Here is a 22244-nt window from a genome sequence, read left to right as displayed (position 1 = left end):
ATCACCTCCTGTACTCAATGGGCTTGGTGAGCCGTATCACGCAGGCCGTAGAGATAAAAATCAGGGCGGCGCTGATGGCCAGAATGATTTGCCCCAGTGGAGTATGCATCAGCGTATCGTACCAGCTTTTATTGAGGAGATACATCAGCGGAATGTTGCCGATTACAAAGATAACCATGATAATAAATTCCTTGCGGGGTTCAAACACAAGGTATTCCAGCTCGCCGTTGACAATCCGCATATCACTGAGCTTGCTGACGATAGGAGTCAGTGTGACTTTCAGGCTGCGGTCATGCTGGCAGTCGCACAGGGCATCGCACCATTCCCGGAACACCTCGTTGTCGATTTTGGTGCGCAGCACCTTGATGGCCTCCAGCACATCCGGATCAATCAGTTTCACCCGCAGGACAAAATCCTTGAACACCTGATGCACCGGCGGGTTTAAATAGTGGAGATTTTCCTCCACAGCCGTGAGGATATTTTCACTTCTCAGGTAGGCTGTGGTTACGATGGAGAGCGCCGTTTCCAGCTCGGCGGCAATATCTTTTTTGAAATGGCTGGCGGTAAGCTGCACATACCAAAAGGGCAGCATCATAAAGCCCACAGCCATCACCGGAGCCAGAAAAAAGTTGCCCATCACAATGGCGATAGCGGCACCGATGGCAAACAGTAGCAGGGAGCAGACACAAATCAAAGAAAAGCGGCTGCTCCTGCCGGTCATGGCCAGCACCTCCTGCGCCATCTGGATTTGCCGCTTCAAAAATCCCGGCTTTTGGTGGCGCTGTGCCGCCTTGATTTCATCTCTAATGGATTTCTTTTCTCTGGTGAGAAAGGAAAACAGCCCATCGGTGAATTCCATCGGCTTTAGGCCGAGCAATAGAAAAAAGCCTGTAATCATTCCGGCACAGGCCAAAAGTTGAATGGTTGTCATACGGATATTTGCCCTCCTTTCCTGATGGCGTTGATACGTTCCTGCGGCATCCCGTTTTCCAGCAGCCGTTTGCACAGGCTGTCGGAGATGGGATTCACCGTTACATGGTGTCCGGTAATGAAAAACTGATTGTTCTCATAACGGTTTTCGGTAATCTCATACCGGAACAGGGTGCGGTAATTCCGGCTGTTATCCGGCAAAATTTCACATTCCATGATTTCCATCAGCCTGCGCTGTTTGTTTTCCAGCTGCTTGCAGAACACGACAATGGGATAGGCCTCGGTCACATAGCCCATGAGGGTTTCGTCCGACATATCCACGGCTCGTTTGCACAGGGAAACCATGCGGCGGTAGGTGGATTCGCAGGAGTTGGAGTGGATGGTGGTGACCACCGCCACGCCGGTTCGTGCTACCTCCTGTGCGGCGTTGGCCTCCGCACCACGCATTTCGCCGACCACGATAATGTCGGGGTTGAAGCGCAGGGAGATGTCCACAAGGTCGATCTGCTCGATACGATACAGCTCGTTCTCGCTGTTGCGAGTGAGGGTATGCACCACGGAATTGGTGACCCTGCCGTCCTTTTCCCGGATGAGGGAAAGCTCCCGGCTGCCGTTTTCAATGGTGAAGATTCGCTTGTTGTCAGGGATAGTGGTTAAAAGCCAGCCTGCCACCGTAGTTTTACCGCTGCTGGTAGCCCCCGCAATACACACCGAAATGCCGTAGCGGATGAACTCCGAGAGCAAATCCAGCATTTCAGCGGTAGCCGTGCCTCCGTCTATGAAATCCTCTTTTTCCATGTGATTGGGATTCACAATACGAATGGAAGCCGCCGCACCCACACCGGCATCCACAATAGGGCTTTTCATCACCGCAATCCGGATATTTTCCGCAAGGGTGCCGACCACCAGCGGGGACTGATCATCCAGAATCGTACCGGACACATGAAGCATCCGGCGCAGCACGTTGATGCAGTGTTCGGGGCTGTCAAAGTGCTCCAGTAGCTTTTCGCAGCGCCCACCGGCATACTGGATTTCAATATCCCGCCAGCTGTTGATGTCGATTTCTTCGATTTCGTCCGCAAAGATATATTTTGTTAAAAAGGAGTATTCGGCCATTTCCGTATACAGGGCATCCACCAACTGCTGCTGTGTCATGCCTTTGACCGCCACACGGCTGTCCTGCACAAATTTGGTGATGTACCTCTTGATGTTGGCCTTAGCTTCGGCGGCGTTGCCGTCCGACAGCAGCTCGCTGTGCTGACCGGCGATATATTCCTGCACCTTTTGCAGCACGCCGTGAAAATCTCCGATTTCCTGCTCTGGAGTAAAAAACAGATTATGCCTGCTCATACGCCGAACACCTCCTCAGAGATTTTCTGTATCTCTTTTCGGAAGCCCCGGCTGTCTTTCAGGGACAAATCTGCGAATAGATTCCCGGCCAGCACTTGAGCCTCCAGCTCCGGGGAGTGCGGAAGGGTAAACACAGCGCTGCCCAGCACCTGCTCCATGTTCTGGCTGGCTTCGTTGGATTTTACATTGCTAACCGCCTTGTACAGTTTGTCAAAGTCAAAGCCTGCCATACGCAGATATTCCTGCTGGCTGGACAGATAACTCACCGATTTCAGATCGCAGCCTATGAGCCGCAGCACCGCATCGGCCTCCAGAATGGCGATGGTGGACAGCTCGTCAAAATAGATGGCGCTGCCGCAGTCGATGATGATGTGACTATCCATATCACGTAGCACTTCGATCAGCTCCCGGAGCAGCTTTTCATCCACTGGAGGGAAGTAGTTTTCGTTTTCGCCCTTTTGTAGTCCGATGACCGCCAGATGACTCATGCGCTTATGGGTATTGCAGTTGTTTTTCACCAGCGATTCGGTGATAGAATTGGCGGCCAGAATACTGCCGAGGGAATGATTTCCCTCCAAATCACCGGGCGGACAGATGCAGGGAAGCATTGGTGTGGTGCAGTCACAGAGCAGCAGTACCACATTCTTTTTTCTGTCTGCCAGATATTTCGCCAACTTCACCGCCACCGTGGTTTTGCCGCAGCCGGGGCTGCCCCAAACCGCCAGTACCTGTACGCCTTTATCCGGTTCTGTCTCCTGTAACTCAGAATTGTTCTTGCGGCTGAACAGGCCGCCTTTTTTGAAGTTCAGCATTTACTCAGCCCCGCTTTCCACCGGTGGTTTTGCAGGCGTTTCCGGCTGACTGGCATCCTCGCTTTCCTGAGATTCCATTTCCTCCGGATACAGCTTGGAAAGCACCGAGTCCTGTGCCTCAGTAAACTTCGCAGCATTTTCCTTGCTGCCACGGTAAACAAGGGACACATGGAGGGTACCGTTCGCTTCCAGTTCGGCAAGGATTTTGCTCTGCTCCGGTGTGACCAGCAAAGTGACGGTGGCAGGCAGCTCCTTTTCATCCGCATCTGCCTGCTCCGAAGACGGATTAGATTTCCCGTTCTGCTGGTTGGCATCGTAGCCGCTGTCTGCGGTGACGGCGATGACCTCCACATACTGCAGCTCAGGCGGGATGACCGTCACGCCCTGCTTTTTGTAATCCGGGGCAACTATGGACACGATATCCCCTGAGATCAGCTTACCGGACAGCCCTGCGGCAAAGCTCTTGACCGATACGGAAATGGCCTGTTTTTCTCCGGTCAGGTTATAGAGGTAGGCGTTTTCCGCAGCAGGGGCATCGGCGATTTTGGAGGCGATGATGTAATCTCCCGGTGCTAAGTCGGCGGAGGCAAATTTACCGATGACGGTGTCCGTATGCCTGACCACATCCTCCGGCAGATTGTAGCCGCCCACCTCCACGGTCTGCACCATGTCCTTGGTGATGGTTTCTCCGATTTTAATGGGCTTGGTCACCCTTACAATCTCGGTTTTCTGGGTGATGCTTTGGTTGAACAGCGGCGTGATTGCAAAGCAGATCAGAAGCGACAGCACAATGCAGATCACGCCGATGACCGTTCTATTCTTGAAAAAGCTCATAGCTTAAGTCCTCCTTAAATGAAATAGGCGAGCAGACATCCCGCCGATAAAAAAGGCGCAAGGGGGAAGGCTTTTTTTGCCTCCCGCCTTTGCACCTTACACACAATTCGGTATATGCCCACATAAATGAGCAGCAGGCTGAGTCCGGCCATTGCCGCAAGCAGTCCTTTCGTCAGCCCCAGCACAAGGCCACAGGCTGCCATCAGCTTGATGTCGCCGCCGCCCATGCCGCCAAAGAACACGGCGGCCAGTAGGAACGGCAGAGCAATCAGGATTCCCAGCAGCTTGACCGGTGTAAATCCGATTATGGAAACACCTGCGATTCCAAGACAGAGCCAGTTTGGAACAATACGTTTTGTCAAGTCCGTTACCGATGCCGCACACAGCAGGGCAATAAAAATGACCGCCTGCACAGCGGCCAGCCTATCCGGCATAGTTGAACATATCCTTAATGCGCTGTACGAGGGTAGGCAGCACGGTTTTGTCAAAGAGCATATACAATCCGGCCAGCACCAAAGCACCGATGACAACCGCCATTAAAATCTTGATGGCGGTATCCACGAAGCCCTCGGCGTGGTTGTTGGTGAGCGCCATTTTTGCCTTAATTGCCAGCATATTGGCCTTATGAGTTACCTTGTTGATCATTTTTTTCATGGTGTTTTACCTCCAAATTTTTTTGTTGGGTTGATAGAATTCTTACATCCCGCCCATCTGCATGGTCGGCTGGGACTGCTCCGGTGCGGTTTCCTGCGGCTGCGCCGGGGCTTGATTCATGGCTACGGCCTGCTGGTAGCTGTCCAGCACCGCCTTATGGAGCTGCTCCCGGAACTCTTTGGTCACCGGGAAGCAGATTTCTTTGTAGCCGTTTTCTGTCTTACGGCTTGGCATGGAAACAAAGAGACCGTCACGGCCTCCCTCTACTACCTTGATGCCCCGGATACCGAGGCAGCCGTCCACCGTTGCCGAAGCGTAGGCACGGATGCCACCGCTGGCTCCGGGCGGGTACATGGAATTGATTTTTACTTCTACATCAGGCATGATTTCTTTCTCCTTTCGCATTTTGGCAATAAAAAAACAGCCCCTTTAGAGCTGCATGGTCTGTGTCTGTTCTGGTGGCATGAAGCCGATTTCTTGAAATCCGAAGCGGTCACAGTAGAAGAAGCTGCTGCCGTTTTCATCGTACAGCTCCAGCACATCCGACATGGACAGGGAATGCCCCGCATAGCCGGGAGGATGGTCTACATTGAATTTGGTGTACAGCGCCTCCAGATCGTTGGTTTCCACCTCTCCATCATAGACGGTTTGATAATCGGATATTTGTGGTTCTCCGAACTCCTTACAAAAATTCGCAAGGCTGATGAAGCGCATCCGGAGATCTGATTCGGGCTTTAGCTGCCATACCCGGCAGCTTTTCAGCAGCGTGAGTTCTTGAGTATCTCGCTGGCCATTGACAAGGCGGTCATATACACCGTCCGTCCACTTCACCTCGCCGATATCCTTTTGGCGGCTGAGAAAGGCATTCAGTTCCTCCGACTGAAAGAGGGGGTCAACCACCGCCTTGCCGCCGCTGACATACCCGGCAGGGTTGTTGTAGTACAGAATAATGTCTTTTTCCATCCGGATATTTCGCATGAGGTTACCTCCTTTATGTCATGGTCATGCCTCCATCCTGAGAATTCTGTTGAAGGGCTTCTATTTCTTTCTCTGTGGGATGAATGAGCTTACCATCCTGTAGCTCCAGCACACAGAAGTCATCCCGATCGCAGAGCATGATGCGGTGCTGGTAGGTCTTCTGCATCTCCACATAATCAAGCGCCTCCTGCTCGGTGCAAAGCCATACGCCGGAAGCATAACGGCCATCGGGCAGAAAGCTGTAGCCGCTGTATTTCGGCTCATGATTCTTCAAATCCAATGCGCCCACCGGCCTGATTTGGGAGAGCTGCAGTTTGGCGCTGTCCGGCAGAAGCTCCGGCTTCAAAATGCCGATGACCTCGCTGCGGTTTTTCAGGGCAAACTCTCCGGTACGCAGGGACACCAAAAAGACAGCAGAGCCGCTGGGGTTGGCACCGGCTCCGTTTCCGCAGAGGCAGAAATACAGCTGTCGTTCAGGGTTATCGTGGCTCAACACGACAACCTTTCCCTGAATATTGCAGCCCAAGCCGGTTGCCGAACAGTCTGCTGCTGTATATGTCGATCTTCTTTCCATCCGTCAGACCTCCTTTTTCTGCTGCAGCAGGGCGGTCAGGTCGGAAATGAGGGAGAGCCTTGTATCATCCGGCATGGTCTTGAAAGCAGCACGGACATAGGCCTCCACCGCCTCCGGGGACTGGTCGCCGATTTCGATGATATCCACCTTTTGTACGCTGACCGTACCGTTTGACAAGCCGAGCCGCACAATATCGCCGTAATCCATGCCGCTGGCGGTGCGCAGCTCCTTGGGAATCAGCACCCGGCCTTTGCCGTCAATGAGTTTGTAGAGGGGCTTCTTATTCATCCTCCACACCTCCCTCCAGCACACAGCGGATGGTATCGTGGCTCATGCCGAGGCTGTCGAACAGCTCCATGAGCTGGGGCGGCAGCTGCTTTAAGGGATCGGCGCTGCCGATGATGATGGCACCGTCCTCGCAGCGGATATCCAGATTGTCATCCAGCGGAATGCCTGCCGCCTCCAAAAGCGCATGGGGTACCGACAGCTCTGCGGATTCCGGCGCTTCCACCGGCTCGTTGACATGGTCGATGCCATCCTTGGTGAGAAAAAACTCACCGTAGCTGTTAATCTGCTTCACCGGGTGATGGGACAGATACGCCAGATGCACGGTATCCCCAGCGGTGACGCACATGGTTTCCAAAACACCGGGCGGCAGGGTGATGCTGCCGTCCTCGGCAATCCTGCCCTTGGTTATGGGCTTTAGCCTGTTGAACATGGGTGAGTTTCTCTTTAAGAGAAATGAATCCATGTGAAATAATAAACCACCCGCTATGCGGGTGCGAGTCAGTAAGTTATACAAAAAATCACCTTTCCGATTATAATAGAGGTGTCCAAGCCACTATTAGAGAAAGGAAAGGTGATTTCAATGGCGAAGAAAGCCAATGAACTGGCACACACGAAATGGATGTGCAAATATCATATCGTCTTCACACCTAAGTATAGACGAAAAGTAATTTATAATCAATACAAGGAAGATTTGAGAGAAGTCTTGAAGCAACTATGTAATTATAAGGGGGTCCAAATCTTAGAAGGCCATATTATGCCGGATCATGTACATATGCTGGTAAGTATTCCGCCTAAAATTAGCATATCCAGTTTTATGGGTTATCTAAAAGGCAAATCCGCCCTTATGATGTTTGATCGCCACGCAAACCTAAAGTATAAATTCGGAAACCGACATTTTTGGTCGGAAGGATACTATGTAAGCACAGTAGGACTAAATGAGGACACCATCCGAAAATATATACAGGAGCAGGAAAAAGCGGATATTATGCAAGATAAACTAAGTGTAAAAGAATACGAGGACCCTTTTAAGGGTTAGTCGGTATTACAAAGGCCCCTTCAGGGGCGGCGACGAGTCAAAAGCATAGTGGCTTGAACGAAGTGAAAGCCAGCGCCTTGAGACGCTGGCCTAGTATCAAAGGGTTATACCCTTTTCACAAGCCACCCGTTTTACGGGTGGTCTTGACTTCAATGATTTTCATAGCATAAGCCTCCTTTAATTTTCTTGGTCGATCCTGTATTCCGAGGAATTGTCCTCATCCATGCTGATTCCATAATCAAATAAGTTTAACTGACATGAGGAATTTTCCCGCTCCTTGGGATCGTAGTTGGTAATGATGACCTCCGGGTATTCGCAGCCGCCCTCATACCGCTGCGCCAGATTGCTCAGGCGGGTAACAGGGGTGATGGTGTACTCCTGATACAGCCCCCGGATGAAATCGCAATCGTTATAGCTGACCATCCATTTGCCCTTGCAGCGTGCCAGCGTATCCCGGAGCCGCTGATGGTCGGTTTTCAGGAATTCCACCGCATAGTGACCCTCGGTCATATAGTAGGGCGGATCGCAATAAAAAAAGGCATCGTCCCGGTCGTACTGCCGGATCAATGCCTCAAAGTCTTTGTTTTCCACCACGGTATCCGCAAGCCGCCTCGATGCCTGCCATATTGCGGCGAACACCTTTCGAATGTCAAAGGGCTGGCAGCCGTAGGAGGTGCAGCCGCTACCGTAGCTGTAGCGGATGAGCTTGAAAAATGCTGCCGCTCTCCACACATCACTTGGTTCGGCCTGTTCCATAAGAATGGCCTTGATTTCCTCAAACTCAGGCGGCGGGAGATTCTGCTGTGCCAGATCCAGTTCTTTTCCAAGATATTCATTATCGAATTCGCCTTTCTCAAAGAACCGGCGCAATACATTGAATTCATGCCGGGAGTTGAGGGGCAGAAAGCCCAGCTCCTTGAGAAATGCCAGCGTCCTGTTTTTTACGCAGTAGAACAGGTTGGTCAGGTTGCCGTTAAAGTCGTTGTAGACCTCCATGCCCTTGCAGTCCGGCGGCCTGCCGAACAACACCCAGCCCCCACCGCCAAAGACTTCGATATATCTGCCGAAGTCCTTAGGGAAGAGCCGGTAAATGATATTGCGGAGGGCTTTCTTGCCGCCCACCCAGCTGATAAAGCTATTGATATTCCATCACCTCCCCCTAAAAAGAGAAGAGCCGATGATCACTACATTTTCAGTGACATCGACTCGTCTGGATTACAGAATTCGTATTCGCCGGTTTCCTCGTTAAGCAAATAGCCAATCTCTGAGAGGTTTAAGCCGTGAACCTCGGAGGCCAGCTCCAGTGCTTCTTTGGAACCACCGGGCGGGACATGACAGAATGTTTCCTCGCCGTTTTCGTATTCCTTTTTCCCTGTGTTGTACCCGAAGTCCTCGTCTGCCCATATGACTTCAAATTGGAGATTAGGATATTGTTTTGACAGTGCCACAATGAGCGGATCGGGATAGCTCCATGCGGTCTGAAATTTGATATGCTCCCCGTCAAATTCCTTTGGGGTATAGACAGTATCGTAGCCGTAGCTGTTCCATTTGGTTCCCCAATTGGAAATCGACCAATCGTACCAGTTGTCTTTTCCGTACTTTTCACGCTCGGCCATACCGAGATTTCCACGAAAGATATGCTCAGGCATCGGAATGACCTTGTTGAAGTCAATGCTGCCGAGGCCGATCTTATCATCCTTGATGGCCTCAAACATTGCCCTTATCTGTTCCTGATCGCCGGATACTCTTAAAATGTTGGTTACATGATTTGGCATTACCTCATTCCTCCCATCGTCATGCCAAAGCCGAAGGATTGGCTGCCTTTCAGCTCATCCTCCGGCTTGATAAAGAAGCGGTCACTACTATCCCAAAAGCTAAGATACAGTTCACCGTCATCCACCTTGATTTCCCGCTGCTCCATCCCCTCGCCCCAGCCATCACTAAATTGAGAAGAGAGCCATTCGGTAAGCTCCGCAAGCTCAGAGGGGGAAAGCGTGCCATGAGTTTGCACCTCGGTCACGCCCCACAGCTCGCCGTTCCATTCCTCTACGGTAGGATTGATGCTGTGTACCTTCTGACTGAGATCATCATTGAGGTAAACGGCGAGACCACGCTCACCCTCATCGGGCAGCTTTTCTTTTTCGATACGGTCAAGAATGACATCTTCGTATTCTAAAAGCTCGGAAGCATCCAGATCCTCCGACTCGTTTTCATAATCGCCCCATTCGTTTCTCCTGTAGATGTGCGGGAAGAGAGGGCTGAACAACCGCAGGGTTTTCAGTTCGTTTTTCATGGTGCATTCATCCTTTCTTTTTGATTTTGGGCGCAAAAAAAGCGGCTGTGTTTTTCAGTTACGAAGAACACAGCCGCTTCAAAATTGCCCTGTAGGGTATTGGCTTTATGAAATTGTTTACCGGACTGATTCCGGTCAAAAACAAGAAACACCCCGCTTTCTTGTTAAAAAGCAGGGTGCATCTATGAAAAACGAGGGTCTTGATTTTTTCATTCAAAACCCTCGTCAGGCCGCATAAACACTGGCTTTTTCAGCCCTGTATCTATTTTGACCTAATCTTCTGACGGAAGCGGTGGGATTCGAACCCACGAGCCCTTGCGGACTACCGCATTTCGAGTGCGGCTCGTTATGACCACTTCGATACGCTTCCATTTCCTATTGATTCCGTTTTCGGGGCAAATAACAGGATTCCGGGCCATACTCGTAATGACCATTACATGACATGTCCCAATAGATTGTACTCTAAAGCTTCCCGAAAAGTATCCGGCCTTTAGCAAAAGACGAACGATACAATTATACACGAAAAAAATGGTTTTGGGTAGTACTTTCAGTGAAATTTTTGCTTTTTTCCCGTATAAGCTTCTGTACTATGGAAATAATAGGAATGTATATAAAAAAGTACATATTTTTTCATATAATGTTCATTTGTTTTTGTTAAAAAGAGAGATGAAATGATGGGAACCGAAACAAGGGGGTGCTTAAAGTGAGGCAGATGAAATACACATTTTCTACGGTAGAAGAGCTGGTTGCATTTGTAGTTAGAGCAGAAAAGTGTAACTGTGATGTGAAAGTCGTTTGTAATCAATTGGAGATTGATGGCAAATCACTGATGGGCATTATGATCATCGGTATTGGAAAACCGGTGGATATCATTTGTTATAATGCATCAGTATCCCCTGAGGAATTAGTAGGCCATGCAGCTTAAACCTGATAGAAGTAGAAACAATAAACCGGTCCTCCGATTAAGGAGAGACCGGTTTGTTTTATGAAACAATGATTTTTCCTTGCAAACAGGCTTTTAAGGGGATATAATTCTATATTGTTTGCAAGGGATTGCTTGCAGATGAAAAAAACAGACCGGAAATCTTGTGCCCATGATTTCTTCTGGCTTTTAAAGCTATTTGTAAGGCTGACAAGCGGCAGGAAAAGCAGGTGAAAAATGTGTGCATGGATAAACGGCATTTGGTTTTAAAGGAGGAATTCATATGGGAACGGAAGGACATACGGTAAAAAGGACTATTAACCGTTACCGTAGTTTTCGTTATGCGCTGATATTGGAAGGAATTGCTGTAGGAGCTGTCTCGGGTGCAGTCGTTGTACTTTTCCGGTATCTGTTAAGCTTTGGGGATCAAATTCTCCACCGGGTTTTGGCTTATGGAAAAGACCATATCTGGTTTGTACCGGTTTGGTTCGTTATTCTGGCTGCCGCGGCATTAGCAGTGGCTCTTTTCCTTCAATGGGAGTCTTTTATATCAGGTAGCGGAATCCCTCAGGTAGAGGGAGAGATGATCGGGGAACTGGATCCCTGCTGGTGGAAGGTTCTTGCTGCCAAGCTGGGCGGAGGTCTGCTGTCACTGGGATGCGGCCTGTCTCTTGGGAGAGAAGGTCCCAGCATTCAGCTGGGCTCCATGACGGCCAAGGGGTTCTCCCGCCTGACCCGAAGGGCGAAAACAGAGGAAAAGCTGCTTATTACCTGCGGGGCCAGTGCAGGCCTTTCCGCTGCTTTTAACGCTCCAATTGCAGGAGTTCTGTTTTCTCTGGAAGAGGTTCATAAACATTTCTCACCGGAGGTGCTATTGTCCACCATGGCTGCCTCCATCACAGCGGATTTTGTTTCCAAAAATGTCTTTGGGCTCCAGCCTGTTTTTAATTTCCAGATCACGGAGATGATTCCTTTGCATGCCTATGGGCATGTCATAATTCTGGGGCTGATTATGGGAGGAATGGGGGTTGTGTATAACACCTGTCTTTCGGCAACACAGGATCTGTACCAGAAGATTCCTTTTCAGACAGCAAGGCTTATGATCCCGTTTTTATTGGCAGGAGTGTTTGGATTTATCTACCCCTATGTATTAGGCGGCGGTCATTCTCTTGTAGAGATCCTGACTTCAGGAGAGATGATGCTTGGAGCCTTGTGCCTGCTCCTGGTTTTGAAATTCTGCTTTTCCATGATAAGCTTTGGTTCCGGAGCACCGGGAGGAATCTTTCTTCCCCTTTTGGTCCTGGGAGCCTTGATCGGAAACATTTATTTCCGTGGGATGGGTATGATTTCTGACTCCCTGGATGGACTTTTGGGAAATTTCATTATACTGGGAATGGCCGGCTATTTTTCTGCCATCGTACGGGCGCCTATTACAGGCATTATTCTGATCAGTGAGATGACCGGCTCCTTTTCCCATTTGCTGACTTTGTCCATGGTGTCTCTTGCAGCATATGTGGTTCCGGATATGATCCATTGCGCGCCGGTATATGACCAGCTTCTTCACCGCCTCCTTTCAAGACGGAACCCTGATAAAATGTCATCATTCACAGGGGAGAAGGTGCTGGTAGAAGGTATGGTTTTTCACGGAAGTGAGGCTGAGGGCTGTAAGGTTTCTGAAATCCGGTGGCCCAGAACCTGTCTTTTGGTATCCTTAATGAGAGGAGAGGCTGAGTTTGTTCCCAGAGGGGAGACGAAGTTTGCAGCGGGAGATAAGATCGTAGTCCTGTGTGATGAAACCGTACAGGGAGAGCTGCACCGGTTATTGCAGTCGGTGTGTGAGACTGTTAAAATGAACCGAAAAGATTAATGTACAGGAAGAATAACATGTTTTAGGTTGACTTTTCCATAAAAAAAGACGTAAACTTAAGAAAATGGAAATACAGGAGTCAAACATGAAAAAACAGGTAGAGGAAAGCCGTGACGAACTGGAGCGCCGCCGCCGTTCCAGGGATCGCCGCCGGAAACAGAAGAAAAAAGAGAAAAGAAAGCGGTTGCTTTACATAGGGACTGAGATACTTGCACTGACCGTTATTTTAGCCGGTATCTTATGGATCATGAGCCTGATATTTTCTAAAAACTACGTGGATTTAAAGAAGATTACCATGCCGGAATGGGTGATATCGGATTTTCTTGATCCCAATCCGTATTCACGGCCAACAACAGAAATGAAGCGGGTCAATGAAATTGTGGTTCATTATGTGGCCAATCCAGGGACAACAGCCAAGCAGAATATGAATTATTTCAACAGTCTGCAGGATCAGACCGGGGTTAAGAAAATTTCGGCCAGCAGCCATTTTATTATAGGGCTGGAGGGAGAAATCCTTCAGGGAATTCCCATCTATGAGATGGCTTATTCCACATCAAAGGAAAAAAATGGGAATACGGTCTCCATCGAATGCTGCCATCCGGATGAGACTGGAAAGTTCAATGAAGCAACCTATGATTCCCTGGTAAAGCTGACTGCGTGGCTTTGTAAAAACCTGAGGCTTACGGAAAAGAATGTTATTAGGCATTACGATGCCACTGGAAAGGACTGCCCAAGGTATTTTGTAGCTCATGAGGATGAGTGGAAGAAGTTTCTTTCAGATGTGAAGACGGCCAGAAAGCAGACGGACGAAGGGGAATGATAAGGATTTTAATTCTTCCCCAAAGAATTCACAGACAAAGATCCTTACGGCTTCTGCGATACAGTTGTTGCAGAAACCAAGGATCCAGCCTGCTTAGGCTTCGGTTCTGACAGACAGAAATCGAAACCTGCTGAATATGATATGAAACAGAAATCCGCCCAAACAGGTAGCAAACAGATAGACGGCATTTCCAGCGGAAATTCCGTATTTTATCGCAATTTCATGAAAAACGATCTGTGCTGACGGGTAATAGGGAGAAATATAAAACATATCCGCCTGCCCCAGGGGCTTTGCCGTCCGGTTAATAATGGAGGCAATGATGCAGCAGATGAAAAACAGTGGAAGTGTCCGCACAAATCCTAACAGCGTGGTATCAGAAAGGCGGGAAAATGCGATGACCAGTCCGATAAAGATCAAAAGCAGATGCCAGACTAAGCCGTGAAGCGTCAAAAACCAGTAAGGATGAAAAAGCCCGGATGGTTCTGCCAGTGCCATGATGCCTCCTAACAGGTTAAAATCCTGCATAAAGGTGCAAAGGATTCTTTGCCCATCCCTGGAAGGAACCAGAGGCAGGATCAGGCAGAAATACATGGGAAGGCTGCAAAGCTGAAATGGAAAATACCACCAGTTGTAGGTCTGTTCATTTACCACATAATATAAAAAAAGCTGTTTCCAGCATTCGGTGGCGGCCAGAACAATGCCGCAGAAAAAAAGCAGCCTGGGAAGTCTGGAGACGTTTATTTTTCTGGAAGTATAGTAAGCCAGAAAAACCGCAGCCATCAGCCCTACGGCAATAAAAATGATGTGAAACAGGGAATAAGGGGCCGGCGGATTCATGGGCCACGCTGTTTTTTCAAGAAAATCCTTCATATGCCATTATCGCCCTTTCTTTCATACTTCCGGCTAAGGTATGACCAGAAGCATAGTAATTCCGGTCATTGGATTGAAGGGCTAAAAGCAGCCCTTTTATTAATACTTGTATTGTATGTTCCGATAAGCCATATTATATAGGATTGCCTGAAAACATGCAAGATAAATGAAAATACCTGTGAAAAATAAGTATCTTCTTCCTATTTAGTACTTGATTAATTCCGAAAATGCTATATAATGTATAACTGATACTTTATTTAATAATTATGCATGTTTGTGTATATAAGAGGAGGAATCATTATGAAAAAGAACGTAATTGCTATTGCGGGAGTAATATGTATGGCAGCTTTTTTAACTGCCTGTGCCGGTTCCGGAACAAAGACAGAGACGACAGCAGCAGACCAGAAGGAAGCTGCCGGAAAGCTGGTTATGGTGACCAATGCAGAATTTCCGCCTTATGAATATCATGATAATAACCAGATCGTGGGAATTGATGCTGATATTGCAAAGGCAATCGCTGATAAGATGGGGGTGGAGCTGGAAATCCAGGATATGGCTTTTGATTCCCTGATCCCGGCTGTTCAGTCCGGTAAGGCAGACTTTGCTGCGGCTGGAATGACCGTAAATGAGGACCGTAAGAAAAACGTTGATTTTACCGATACCTATGCAGAAGCTGCCCAGGTCATCATTGTTAAGGAAGGAAGCCAGATCAAGACACCGGATGATTTAGCAGGAAAGAAGATCGGCGTACAGACCGGAACAACCGGTGATATTTACGCAGATGATATTGAAAATGCAGATATCCAGCGTTTTAATAAGGGTATGGAAGCGGTTATGGCTCTTTCCCAGGACAAAATTGATGCAGTAATCATTGACCGTGAGCCTGCAAAAGTGTTTGTAAAGGAAAATGCCGGTTTGGTGATTCTTGACGAGGCGTTTACTGAAGAAGAATATGCCATCGCCGTTAAAAAAGACAACAAAGAGCTGTTAGACAAGATGAACGGAGCGATCAAAGAATTAAAGGAATCCGGTGAATTGAAGAAGATCGTGGATAAGTACATTACTGCGGAATAATTAAAAAGGAAGAGTGCCATGTGGGAAAAGCTAATCGATGATTTTTATCAGAATTTTATCGTGGATGACCGTTGGAAATACATCGCCGACGGTCTGCAAAACACGTTAAAGATCACGTTTTTTGCAGTTTTGATCGGTATTTTACTGGGATTTCTGGTTGCCATCATACGATCAACCTATGAAAATACCCATAAGCTGAAAATACTAAATGCAATCTGCAGCGTATATCTGACCGTGATCCGGGGTACACCGGTGGTTGTACAGCTTATGATCATGTATTTTGTCATCTTCGCATCCACGAATCCGGGTCAGGTGCCTACGGCCATACTGGCTTTTGGAATCAACTCTGGTGCCTACGTGGCGGAAATCTTCCGGAGCGGAATCAGTTCCATAGAAAGAGGGCAGTTTGAAGCCGGCCGCAGCCTGGGATTTAACTACGCCCAGACCATGTGGTTCATCATTATGCCCCAGGCCTTTAAAAATGTGGTCCCTACTCTTGCCAATGAATTTATTGTTCTTCTAAAGGAGACTTCCGTGGCAGGATACATAGGGCTGCAGGATTTAACAAAAGGCGGCGATATCATTAAGAGCCGTACTTATTCTGCCTTCATGCCTCTGATTGCAGTGGCCATTATTTATCTGGTTATGGTTATGGTATTTTCATATCTCGTAAAATTACTGGAGAGGAGGCTGCACAGAAGTGAGCATTAATAGAATGGAAGAACCCCTGATCCAGGTACAGAATCTGGGGAAGAAATTTGGCGAAGTGGAAGTGCTTAAGGATATCTCCGTTGATATTTATAAAGGGGATGTGGTATGTGTCATCGGGCCTTCCGGTTCAGGTAAGAGTACCTTTCTCCGTTGCTTAAACCGTCTGGAGGAGCCTACCGGCGGACATATCCTGTTTGAGGGCGTGGACATTGTGGATAAAAAGACGGACATTGATAAGCACCGCCAGAAAATGGGCATGGTGTTCCAGCAATTTAACTTATTTCCCCACATGACGATTTTAAAGAATCTGATCCTTGCGCCTATGAAGCTTCAGGGGCGCAGCAGACAGGAAGCGGAAGTCCAGGCCTTAGAGCTGCTTCATAAAGTAGGCCTTGCTGACCGGGCGAATGCTTATCCCAATCAGTTATCCGGCGGACAGAAGCAGCGAATCGCCATTGTCCGTGCCCTGTGTATGAATCCGGATGTAATGCTGTTTGACGAACCAACCTCAGCACTTGATCCTGAGATGGTAGGAGAGGTGCTGAATGTTATGCGGGAACTGGCCGAGGAACGGATGACCATGGTGGTGGTCACTCATGAGATGGGCTTTGCCAAAGAAGTGGCGACCCGGGTCATGTTTATGGATGGGGGTTATTTCCTGGAAGAAAATGAACCAAATGAATTCTTTACCAACCCTCAAAATGACAGACTGAAGCTGTTTTTAAGCAAGGTGCTTTAGTATTGCAGCGCCCCCGGTGACTATATTGTGACCAGGGGCGCTGTATGATTAGGGCATTGAAAGAATTCTGCCCATATAGTATTCATCAACATAGATTCCGTTTACCAGCAGTGATTTTTTCTTTGTCCCTTCGATCTGAAATCCCATTTTCTCATATAAGTGTATTGCTGCATCATTATGGGTCATTACCGTTAATTCCAGCCTTGTGATATGATGTTCCGGCGCCCATTTTTCCAGCTCCTCAAAAAGTTTTTTTCCCAATCCCCTTCCTCTGTAATCCTTTAATATTCCCATCACAATATAAGCCCTGTGCCTGATTCTGGCTGCAGAGCCTCTTGAGGCGGATAAAAAGCCTGCAATGTGATCCTCATCCTCAAGAATCAAAGTCAGGGAACCTGAAGTGACGGCGCTTCTGATATTTGCTTCCATGTCCTCAAGCGTGGTGGTTCGTTCACCTGGCTCAAGCATCATAAAGCTTGTTTCCTTATCAAGTTGTTTCAGCATATCTAAGAAATTTCGGGAATCCTCTGTTCTTACCGGTCTTATGATCATTGTTCCGTCTCCTGTTTGTTTTTATAGTGCATTTCATTATATAGGATGATAGGAGGATATGCAAATACAGCCTGGAATAAATGTCACGGTGATTGCAGGATATGATCTTCGTCCAGATTGGTTATTGAAATAGGAGATATGATATGTTATAATAATTATATATTAGTCCAGAGAGAAAGAGAGCACAACAGGACAACTAGCAGGTTGTCTTTTGGGTGCGCTTTTTTTTGTGGCCTGAAAGAAGGGATCTTATTTGATGCCATTATTTTACAGGGGGGTTGGAAAATATGTATCAAACAATCATCATAGAAGATGACCCTATCGTTGCTTCTATTAACCGTCATTATGTAGAATTAAATAAAGATATGGAAGTGTGCGGTTGTTTTACCAATGGGCAAGATGCTCTCAATTATCTGGAGGGGCATTCCGTTGATTTGGCCATCACGGAGCTGTATATGCCGAAGATGGATGGAATGGAGCTTCTGCGGGAGATTCGGAGACAGGAGAAGGATCTGGATGTTATAGTAGTAAGTTCTGCCAATGACGTAAAGCATGTAAAGAAATTTCTTTCACTTGGAATTATCGATTATCTGATAAAGCCATTTGAATATACCAGGTTTAACCATGCTTTGGAGAAGTTTACGAAAAATCAGGAATTGCTGAAACCCCGTAATTTCTCCCAGTCCCAGTTAGATAAGCTTTTTCATATTTCTTCTTTGCCCCAGGCAGAAGAAATCAGCAAGGGAATCCAGGAAGCTACTTTAAACAGTATATTGGATTATATGAAAATGTATCAGCCAAATCCAATGACAAGCGAGAAAATTGCCAGAGCTGTCCAGCTGTCCAGTGTGACTGTCAGAAGGTACATGAATTATCTGCTGGAAAAGCAAAGGGTTGTCAGTGACATTGATTATAATACAGGAGGAAGGCCCGGCGTTGTTTACCGCTACATAATCGAAGAGGACAGTCTGGCAGAGTAAGAATCAGGCCGGAAACACTGTGTAAGTGTTCCGGCCTTTTTCTTTATAGCCACCTTTGCAGGATTGATAAGGAAACTTATACCCAGGGGATTGCGCTGTAAAGCAATACCGCAGCTAGGGCGCCGATCAGGGGCCCGAAGATAACGATGGGGGCATATCTCCAGTTGGAACTGCCTTTATCCTTGATGGGAAGAACTGCGTGAGCAAGGCGGGGGCCTAAATCTCTGGCAGGATTGATGGCGTATCCGGTTAAGCCTCCAAGGGACATACCGATGGAAACGATGATTCCAAACACCAGAAGGTTATTGACTCCCGCAGGAATGTTCCCTGCCTGTCCGATGCCTTTAATAGCAAATACAAGAACAAAGGTTCCGGCGATCTCGCTGAAAAGGTTGCGGCCGGTATTGGGAATCGCAGGCGAAGTGCAGAAAACGCCCCTTTTCGTGTCCTTGCTTTCCGTTGCATCAAGTTGATCCTTAAACAATAAGTAAACCAGGACGGCGCCGGTAAATGCTCCCGCAAACTGTGCGATCACATATCCAGGAACAAGGTCCCATGGAAGACTTCCATCTGCTGCCAGGGCAATGGTAACAGCCGGATTAAAATGGGCTCCGGAAGCAGCGCCAAAGATGAAGCCGGGAATCATAACCGCTAACCCCCATGCAAAAGAGACCTGAACGGAACCCCCTCCCTTCATTCCGGACTTATCCAGGTTTACATTGGCAACCACACCATCTCCAAGCAAAATCAAAATCATAGTTCCTAAAAATTCCGCTAAATACATTAACATATTTTTCCTCCCCGAATCTTTATTTTATATCTAATCTTCTTTTGCCCAATCAAAGGAATATTTCACAGCCTTGTACCAGCCGCTGATCCTCTTTGTTCTTTCTTCCCCGCTGATGGCAGGTTCAAAGGTCCTGTCAATGGCCCAGTTCTTTATAACATCTTCCTTGTTTTTCCAATATCCTACTGCCAAACCAGCCAGATAGGCGGCTCCCATGGCAGTGGTTTCTACACATTGGGGACGGTTTACAGGTGCGTTTATGATATCTGCCTGTGTCTGCATGAGATAATTGTTAGCACTGGCTCCTCCGTCAACCTTTAAGGAGGCCAGCTCGATTCCGGAATCCGATCTCATTGCCTGCAGTACGTCATTTACCTGATAGGCCAGGGAATCCAGGGTGGCGCGGATTATATGGTACTTGTTCACGCCCCGGGTAATTCCCACCACAGTGCCTCTGGCGTACTGATCCCAGTGGGGAGCTCCCAGTCCCGTAAATGCGGGAACGACGTAGCAGCCGTTGGTATCCTTTACCTTGCGGGCCATGTATTCGGAATCCTGGGCAGAATCAATGAATTTCAGTTCGTCCCGAAGCCACTGGACGGCGGCTCCTGCCACGAAGATAGAGCCCTCCAGAGCATAATTCACTTTTCCATCCAGTCCCCAGGCAATGGTAGTCACCAGGCCGTTGCTGGAGAATACAGGTTTTTCACCGGTGTTCATCAGTAAGAAACACCCGGTTCCATATGTATTTTTAGCTTCACCAGGGGTAAAGCAGGTCTGCCCGAACAGCGCTGCCTGCTGGTCCCCTGCGGCACCGCTGACCGGAATGGCACCGCCAAAAAACTGGGGGTCCGATTCTCCGAATAGAAAGCTTGAGGGCTTTGCCTGGGGAAGCAGAGACCTTGGTATATTTAGTTCTGCAAGAATGTCATTGTCCCACTCTAAGGTATTGATGTTAAACATCATGGTCCGGGAAGCGTTGGAGTAATCGGTTACGTGAACCCGTCCTTTCGTCAGTTTCCAAATCAGCCATGTTTCTACCGTTCCGAATAACAGCTCCCCTCTTTCGGCCCTTTCTCTTGCTCCCTCTACGTTGTCCAGGATCCATTTTAATTTGGTACCGGAAAAATAAGCGTCAATGACCAGGCCGGTTTTGGAGCGGAAGGTGTCGACCAATCCTTTTTCCTTTAAGGAGTCACAGTATTCGGAAGTTCTGCGGCATTGCCAAACGATTGCGTGATAGACGGGATCGCCGGTTTTCTTATCCCATACGATCGTGGTTTCTCTCTGGTTGGTGATGCCGATTGCAGATATATCTTCTGCAGATGCACCTATTTTGGACATGGCTTCCACTGCAACCCCCAATTGCGTGGACCAGATCTCATTTGCATCGTGCTCTACCCAGCCTGGTTTTGGAAAATACTGGGTAAATTCCTTTTGAGCAACGCTGCAGATTTCCCCTTTTTCATTGAACAGAATACACCGGTTACTTGTTGTGCCCGCATCCAATGCCATTACATACTTTGCCATAAAAAATCTCCTTTGCTATATAGTTTTCTTCATTATAAAAAAATCTTATGGGAAAAAGAAGTATAGGAAAGTAAAGAATGAATTTTATAAGTAAGAAATACAGGCTCGTTTATTTTACTTAAAAAATGTTTTCAATACTTGACTAACATTCCGATGACTTTAGATTTGTGATAAATTAATAATAATATAATGGGATGGCCGTTTCCTTTCATACTGTTTAGAGGAAACGATTGATATTTAGAAATACAGGAGGTAATTTATGGGAACCAAATCAAACATTGTTGATTGGAAGACTATGACGGATTTTGTTGTGGATGCGTTCAAGGGGTACGGGATTCCGGAAGAAGACGCCAAAATCTGTGCGGATGTATTGCTGGAATCTGACAAGAGAGGCATCGAATCTCATGGGGTGAACCGTTTTAAGCCCATTTATTTAGACCGGATCAAAGCGGGGATTCAGAACCCGGTCACAAATTTTGAGGTAGTAAAAGAAACGAAAACCACAGCGGTTGTGGATGGTCATGACGGAATGGGCCAGGTGATCGGCGTAAAATCCATGAATATGGCTATCGAGAAAGCCAAAGAATATGGCATGGGAATGGTAGTTGCCCGTAATTCCACCCACTACGGCATAGCAGGCTATTATGCGACTATGGCTTCCCAGGCAGGCTGTATCGGAATTACTGGTACCAACGCAAGACCTTCCATTGCTCCTACCTTTGGTGTGGAAAATATGCTGGGAACCAATCCTCTTACCTTTGGCATGCCTACGGATGAGGAATTCCCCTTTGTACTGGACTGTGCGACCTCCATTACCCAAAGAGGAAGGATCGAATACTATTCCCGTATCGGCAAGACTACGCCTTCCGGCATGGTAATCGGACGGGACGGGCAGCCCCAGACGGATTCAGACCAGATTCTTTCTGATTTGAATACAGGAAAAGCAGCCCTGGCACCTTTAGGCGGAATCGGAGAAGAGCTGGCAGGGTACAAGGGGTATGGCTATGCCACCGTGGTTGAAATCCTTTCCGCAGCCTTGCAGCAGGGAAATTTCTTAAGAGCCTTAACCGGCATTGGGGAAAAGGGAGAAAAGGTTCCCTTCCACTTAGGACACTTCTTTATTGCCATTGATACGGAAGCTTTTATGGGCCTGGATGCGTTTAAAAAGACGTGCGGCGATATTCTCCGGGATCTTCGCAGTTCTGTTAAAGCCCCTGGGGAAGACCGCATTTATACAGCAGGTGAAAAGGAATATCTGGTATGGCAGGAGCGCAGAAACAGCGGAGTGCCCATCAATGATGCGGTGCAGAAAGAGCTTATTAAGATCAGGGCTGAACTGGGACTTAACCAGTACCGTTTCCCATTTGAATAAAAAGTTCTGTTATTGCCTGATTCCGTCCGAAACCCCATACTTCCTGCTTAAAAGAAATGCCGGCATAGAGGTCAGAATGTTACCCTGTTGGAAGGAGTAAGCTCTGGAGCCCGTACGATTCATAGGCCCTCACCCAGGCAGACAAGTGGAATAGTAAAACTTGTTTGCCTGGGTGGGGGCATTTTCTATGTGGTATTTTCAAAGCTTATATCACCAATGGCAATGAAAGACCGGTACGTTCCAGTTCCAGAGATAGGTTGCTCTTTTCTGC

General features: G+C 47.9%; 27 protein-coding genes and 1 tRNA gene. 9 read left to right on the top strand and 19 right to left on the bottom strand.

The window, feature by feature from the left end; genetic code table 11:
- Position 1: 1 nt before the first annotated feature.
- From CLOSA_RS15605 to CLOSA_RS15555, 11 genes are read right to left on the bottom strand one after another with little or no spacing between them, the layout of a single operon-like run.
- Positions 2-931, bottom strand: coding sequence for a type II secretion system F family protein (locus CLOSA_RS15605; protein WP_013273725.1), 930 nt, complete (start codon positions 929-931; stop codon positions 2-4).
- Complete coding sequence (locus tag CLOSA_RS15600) at positions 928-2280, bottom strand: CpaF/VirB11 family protein (protein ID WP_013273724.1); 1353 nt, start codon at positions 2278-2280, stop codon at positions 928-930. The genes CLOSA_RS15605 and CLOSA_RS15600 overlap by 4 nt, the downstream gene beginning before the upstream one ends.
- A complete protein-coding gene (locus tag CLOSA_RS15595) occupies positions 2277-3092 on the bottom strand; it encodes an AAA family ATPase (RefSeq protein ID WP_013273723.1) in 816 nt (271 codons plus the stop codon). The genes CLOSA_RS15600 and CLOSA_RS15595 overlap by 4 nt, the downstream gene beginning before the upstream one ends.
- Entirely contained in the window at positions 3093-3926 is an 834-nt protein-coding gene (cpaB, locus tag CLOSA_RS15590; RefSeq protein ID WP_013273722.1) for a Flp pilus assembly protein CpaB, read from the bottom strand.
- Positions 3927-3940: 14 nt separating this feature from the next.
- Positions 3941-4360 (bottom strand): prepilin peptidase, encoded by a 420-nt coding sequence (locus tag CLOSA_RS15585; protein ID WP_013273721.1) that lies wholly within the window; start codon positions 4358-4360, stop codon positions 3941-3943.
- Positions 4350-4580, bottom strand: a complete 231-nt coding sequence (locus CLOSA_RS15580; RefSeq protein ID WP_013273720.1) for a DUF6133 family protein — start codon at positions 4578-4580, stop codon at positions 4350-4352. The genes CLOSA_RS15585 and CLOSA_RS15580 overlap by 11 nt, the downstream gene beginning before the upstream one ends.
- Positions 4581-4622: 42 nt before the next feature.
- Positions 4623-4964 (bottom strand): SpoVG family protein, encoded by a 342-nt coding sequence (locus CLOSA_RS15575; protein ID WP_013273719.1) that lies wholly within the window; start codon positions 4962-4964, stop codon positions 4623-4625.
- Between the two features lie 45 nt (positions 4965-5009).
- Positions 5010-5558 carry a YodL domain-containing protein gene (locus CLOSA_RS15570; protein ID WP_013273718.1) on the bottom strand — a complete coding sequence of 183 codons (549 nt, stop codon included), beginning with the start codon at positions 5556-5558 and terminating at the stop codon, positions 5010-5012.
- Positions 5559-5571: 13 nt separating this feature from the next.
- On the bottom strand, positions 5572-6132 hold the full coding sequence (locus CLOSA_RS15565; protein ID WP_013273717.1) for a hypothetical protein: 561 nt from the start codon (positions 6130-6132) through the stop codon (positions 5572-5574).
- Between the two features lie 3 nt (positions 6133-6135).
- Complete coding sequence (locus CLOSA_RS15560) at positions 6136-6420, bottom strand: division/cell wall cluster transcriptional repressor MraZ (protein WP_013273716.1); 285 nt, start codon at positions 6418-6420, stop codon at positions 6136-6138.
- A complete protein-coding gene (locus tag CLOSA_RS15555) occupies positions 6413-6883 on the bottom strand; it encodes a hypothetical protein (protein ID WP_242647748.1) in 471 nt (156 codons plus the stop codon). Before CLOSA_RS15555 ends, CLOSA_RS15560 begins: the two co-directional genes overlap by 8 nt.
- Positions 6884-7000: 117 nt before the next feature.
- Between CLOSA_RS15555 and tnpA the strand changes: the two genes are divergently transcribed.
- On the top strand, positions 7001-7456 hold the full coding sequence (tnpA, locus tag CLOSA_RS15550; protein ID WP_013271927.1) for an IS200/IS605 family transposase: 456 nt from the start codon (positions 7001-7003) through the stop codon (positions 7454-7456).
- Positions 7457-7633: 177 nt separating this feature from the next.
- On the opposite strand, the gene CLOSA_RS15545 is transcribed toward tnpA, so the two are convergent.
- The 4 genes from CLOSA_RS15545 to CLOSA_RS15525 all read right to left on the bottom strand — a co-directional run bounded on the left by CLOSA_RS15545 (position 7634) and on the right by CLOSA_RS15525 (position 10119).
- Positions 7634-8578, bottom strand: coding sequence for a DNA adenine methylase (locus CLOSA_RS15545; protein ID WP_013273714.1), 945 nt, complete (start codon positions 8576-8578; stop codon positions 7634-7636).
- Positions 8579-8640: 62 nt separating this feature from the next.
- Positions 8641-9231, bottom strand: coding sequence for a DUF1281 family ferredoxin-like fold protein (locus tag CLOSA_RS15540; protein WP_013273713.1), 591 nt, complete (start codon positions 9229-9231; stop codon positions 8641-8643).
- Positions 9231-9749 carry a hypothetical protein gene (locus tag CLOSA_RS15535; protein ID WP_013273712.1) on the bottom strand — a complete coding sequence of 173 codons (519 nt, stop codon included), beginning with the start codon at positions 9747-9749 and terminating at the stop codon, positions 9231-9233. The genes CLOSA_RS15540 and CLOSA_RS15535 overlap by 1 nt, the downstream gene beginning before the upstream one ends.
- A 284-nt stretch (positions 9750-10033) precedes the next feature.
- Positions 10034-10119, bottom strand: a tRNA-Ser gene (locus CLOSA_RS15525).
- Positions 10120-10461: 342 nt separating this feature from the next.
- Here CLOSA_RS15525 and CLOSA_RS15520 point away from each other — a divergent pair.
- From CLOSA_RS15520 to CLOSA_RS15505, 3 genes are all read left to right on the top strand, one after another.
- Positions 10462-10674: an HPr family phosphocarrier protein gene (locus CLOSA_RS15520; RefSeq protein ID WP_242647817.1), complete on the top strand. Its 213-nt coding sequence runs from the start codon at positions 10462-10464 to the stop codon at positions 10672-10674.
- 280 nt (positions 10675-10954) lie between these two features.
- On the top strand, positions 10955-12538 hold the full coding sequence (locus CLOSA_RS15510) for a ClC family H(+)/Cl(-) exchange transporter (protein WP_013273710.1): 1584 nt from the start codon (positions 10955-10957) through the stop codon (positions 12536-12538).
- A gap of 85 nt (positions 12539-12623) precedes the next feature.
- Positions 12624-13358 (top strand): peptidoglycan recognition protein family protein, encoded by a 735-nt coding sequence (locus CLOSA_RS15505; RefSeq protein ID WP_013273709.1) that lies wholly within the window; start codon positions 12624-12626, stop codon positions 13356-13358.
- A gap of 93 nt (positions 13359-13451) precedes the next feature.
- Here CLOSA_RS15505 and CLOSA_RS15500 read toward each other — a convergent pair whose 3' ends face one another.
- Positions 13452-14228 carry a TMEM164 family acyltransferase gene (locus tag CLOSA_RS15500; RefSeq protein WP_013273708.1) on the bottom strand — a complete coding sequence of 259 codons (777 nt, stop codon included), beginning with the start codon at positions 14226-14228 and terminating at the stop codon, positions 13452-13454.
- Between the two features lie 300 nt (positions 14229-14528).
- Here CLOSA_RS15500 and CLOSA_RS15495 point away from each other — a divergent pair, with 300 nt between their 5' ends.
- From CLOSA_RS15495 to CLOSA_RS15485, 3 genes are read left to right on the top strand one after another with little or no spacing between them, the layout of a single operon-like run.
- Positions 14529-15302 (top strand): basic amino acid ABC transporter substrate-binding protein, encoded by a 774-nt coding sequence (locus CLOSA_RS15495; RefSeq protein WP_013273707.1) that lies wholly within the window; start codon positions 14529-14531, stop codon positions 15300-15302.
- Between the two features lie 18 nt (positions 15303-15320).
- Complete coding sequence (locus tag CLOSA_RS15490) at positions 15321-16013, top strand: amino acid ABC transporter permease (protein WP_013273706.1); 693 nt, start codon at positions 15321-15323, stop codon at positions 16011-16013.
- Between the two features lie 4 nt (positions 16014-16017).
- Entirely contained in the window at positions 16018-16752 is a 735-nt protein-coding gene (locus CLOSA_RS15485; RefSeq protein ID WP_085952061.1) for an amino acid ABC transporter ATP-binding protein, read from the top strand.
- 48 nt (positions 16753-16800) lie between these two features.
- On the opposite strand, the gene CLOSA_RS15480 is transcribed toward CLOSA_RS15485, so the two are convergent.
- Positions 16801-17304 carry a GNAT family N-acetyltransferase gene (locus tag CLOSA_RS15480; protein WP_013273704.1) on the bottom strand — a complete coding sequence of 168 codons (504 nt, stop codon included), beginning with the start codon at positions 17302-17304 and terminating at the stop codon, positions 16801-16803.
- Between the two features lie 287 nt (positions 17305-17591).
- Here CLOSA_RS15480 and CLOSA_RS15475 point away from each other — a divergent pair, with 287 nt between their 5' ends.
- Positions 17592-18284: a response regulator gene (locus CLOSA_RS15475; protein ID WP_013273703.1), complete on the top strand. Its 693-nt coding sequence runs from the start codon at positions 17592-17594 to the stop codon at positions 18282-18284.
- 76 nt (positions 18285-18360) lie between these two features.
- On the opposite strand, the gene CLOSA_RS15470 is transcribed toward CLOSA_RS15475, so the two are convergent.
- Both CLOSA_RS15470 and glpK read right to left on the bottom strand, forming a co-directional pair.
- Complete coding sequence (locus CLOSA_RS15470; RefSeq protein ID WP_013273702.1) at positions 18361-19074, bottom strand: MIP/aquaporin family protein; 714 nt, start codon at positions 19072-19074, stop codon at positions 18361-18363.
- Between the two features lie 30 nt (positions 19075-19104).
- Positions 19105-20601 carry a glycerol kinase GlpK gene (glpK, locus tag CLOSA_RS15465; protein WP_013273701.1) on the bottom strand — a complete coding sequence of 499 codons (1497 nt, stop codon included), beginning with the start codon at positions 20599-20601 and terminating at the stop codon, positions 19105-19107.
- A gap of 259 nt (positions 20602-20860) precedes the next feature.
- Between glpK and CLOSA_RS15460 the strand changes: the two genes are divergently transcribed.
- Positions 20861-21973 carry an Ldh family oxidoreductase gene (locus CLOSA_RS15460; RefSeq protein ID WP_013273700.1) on the top strand — a complete coding sequence of 371 codons (1113 nt, stop codon included), beginning with the start codon at positions 20861-20863 and terminating at the stop codon, positions 21971-21973.
- The last annotated feature ends 271 nt before the right edge of the window (positions 21974-22244 follow it).

This window comes from [Clostridium] saccharolyticum WM1 (assembly GCF_000144625.1).
Taxonomy (GTDB): Bacteria; Bacillota; Clostridia; order Lachnospirales; family Lachnospiraceae; genus Lacrimispora; species Lacrimispora saccharolytica.
The sequence above is the reverse complement of the archived record's forward strand: the minus strand, read 5'-3'. Positions and strand labels throughout refer to the sequence as shown.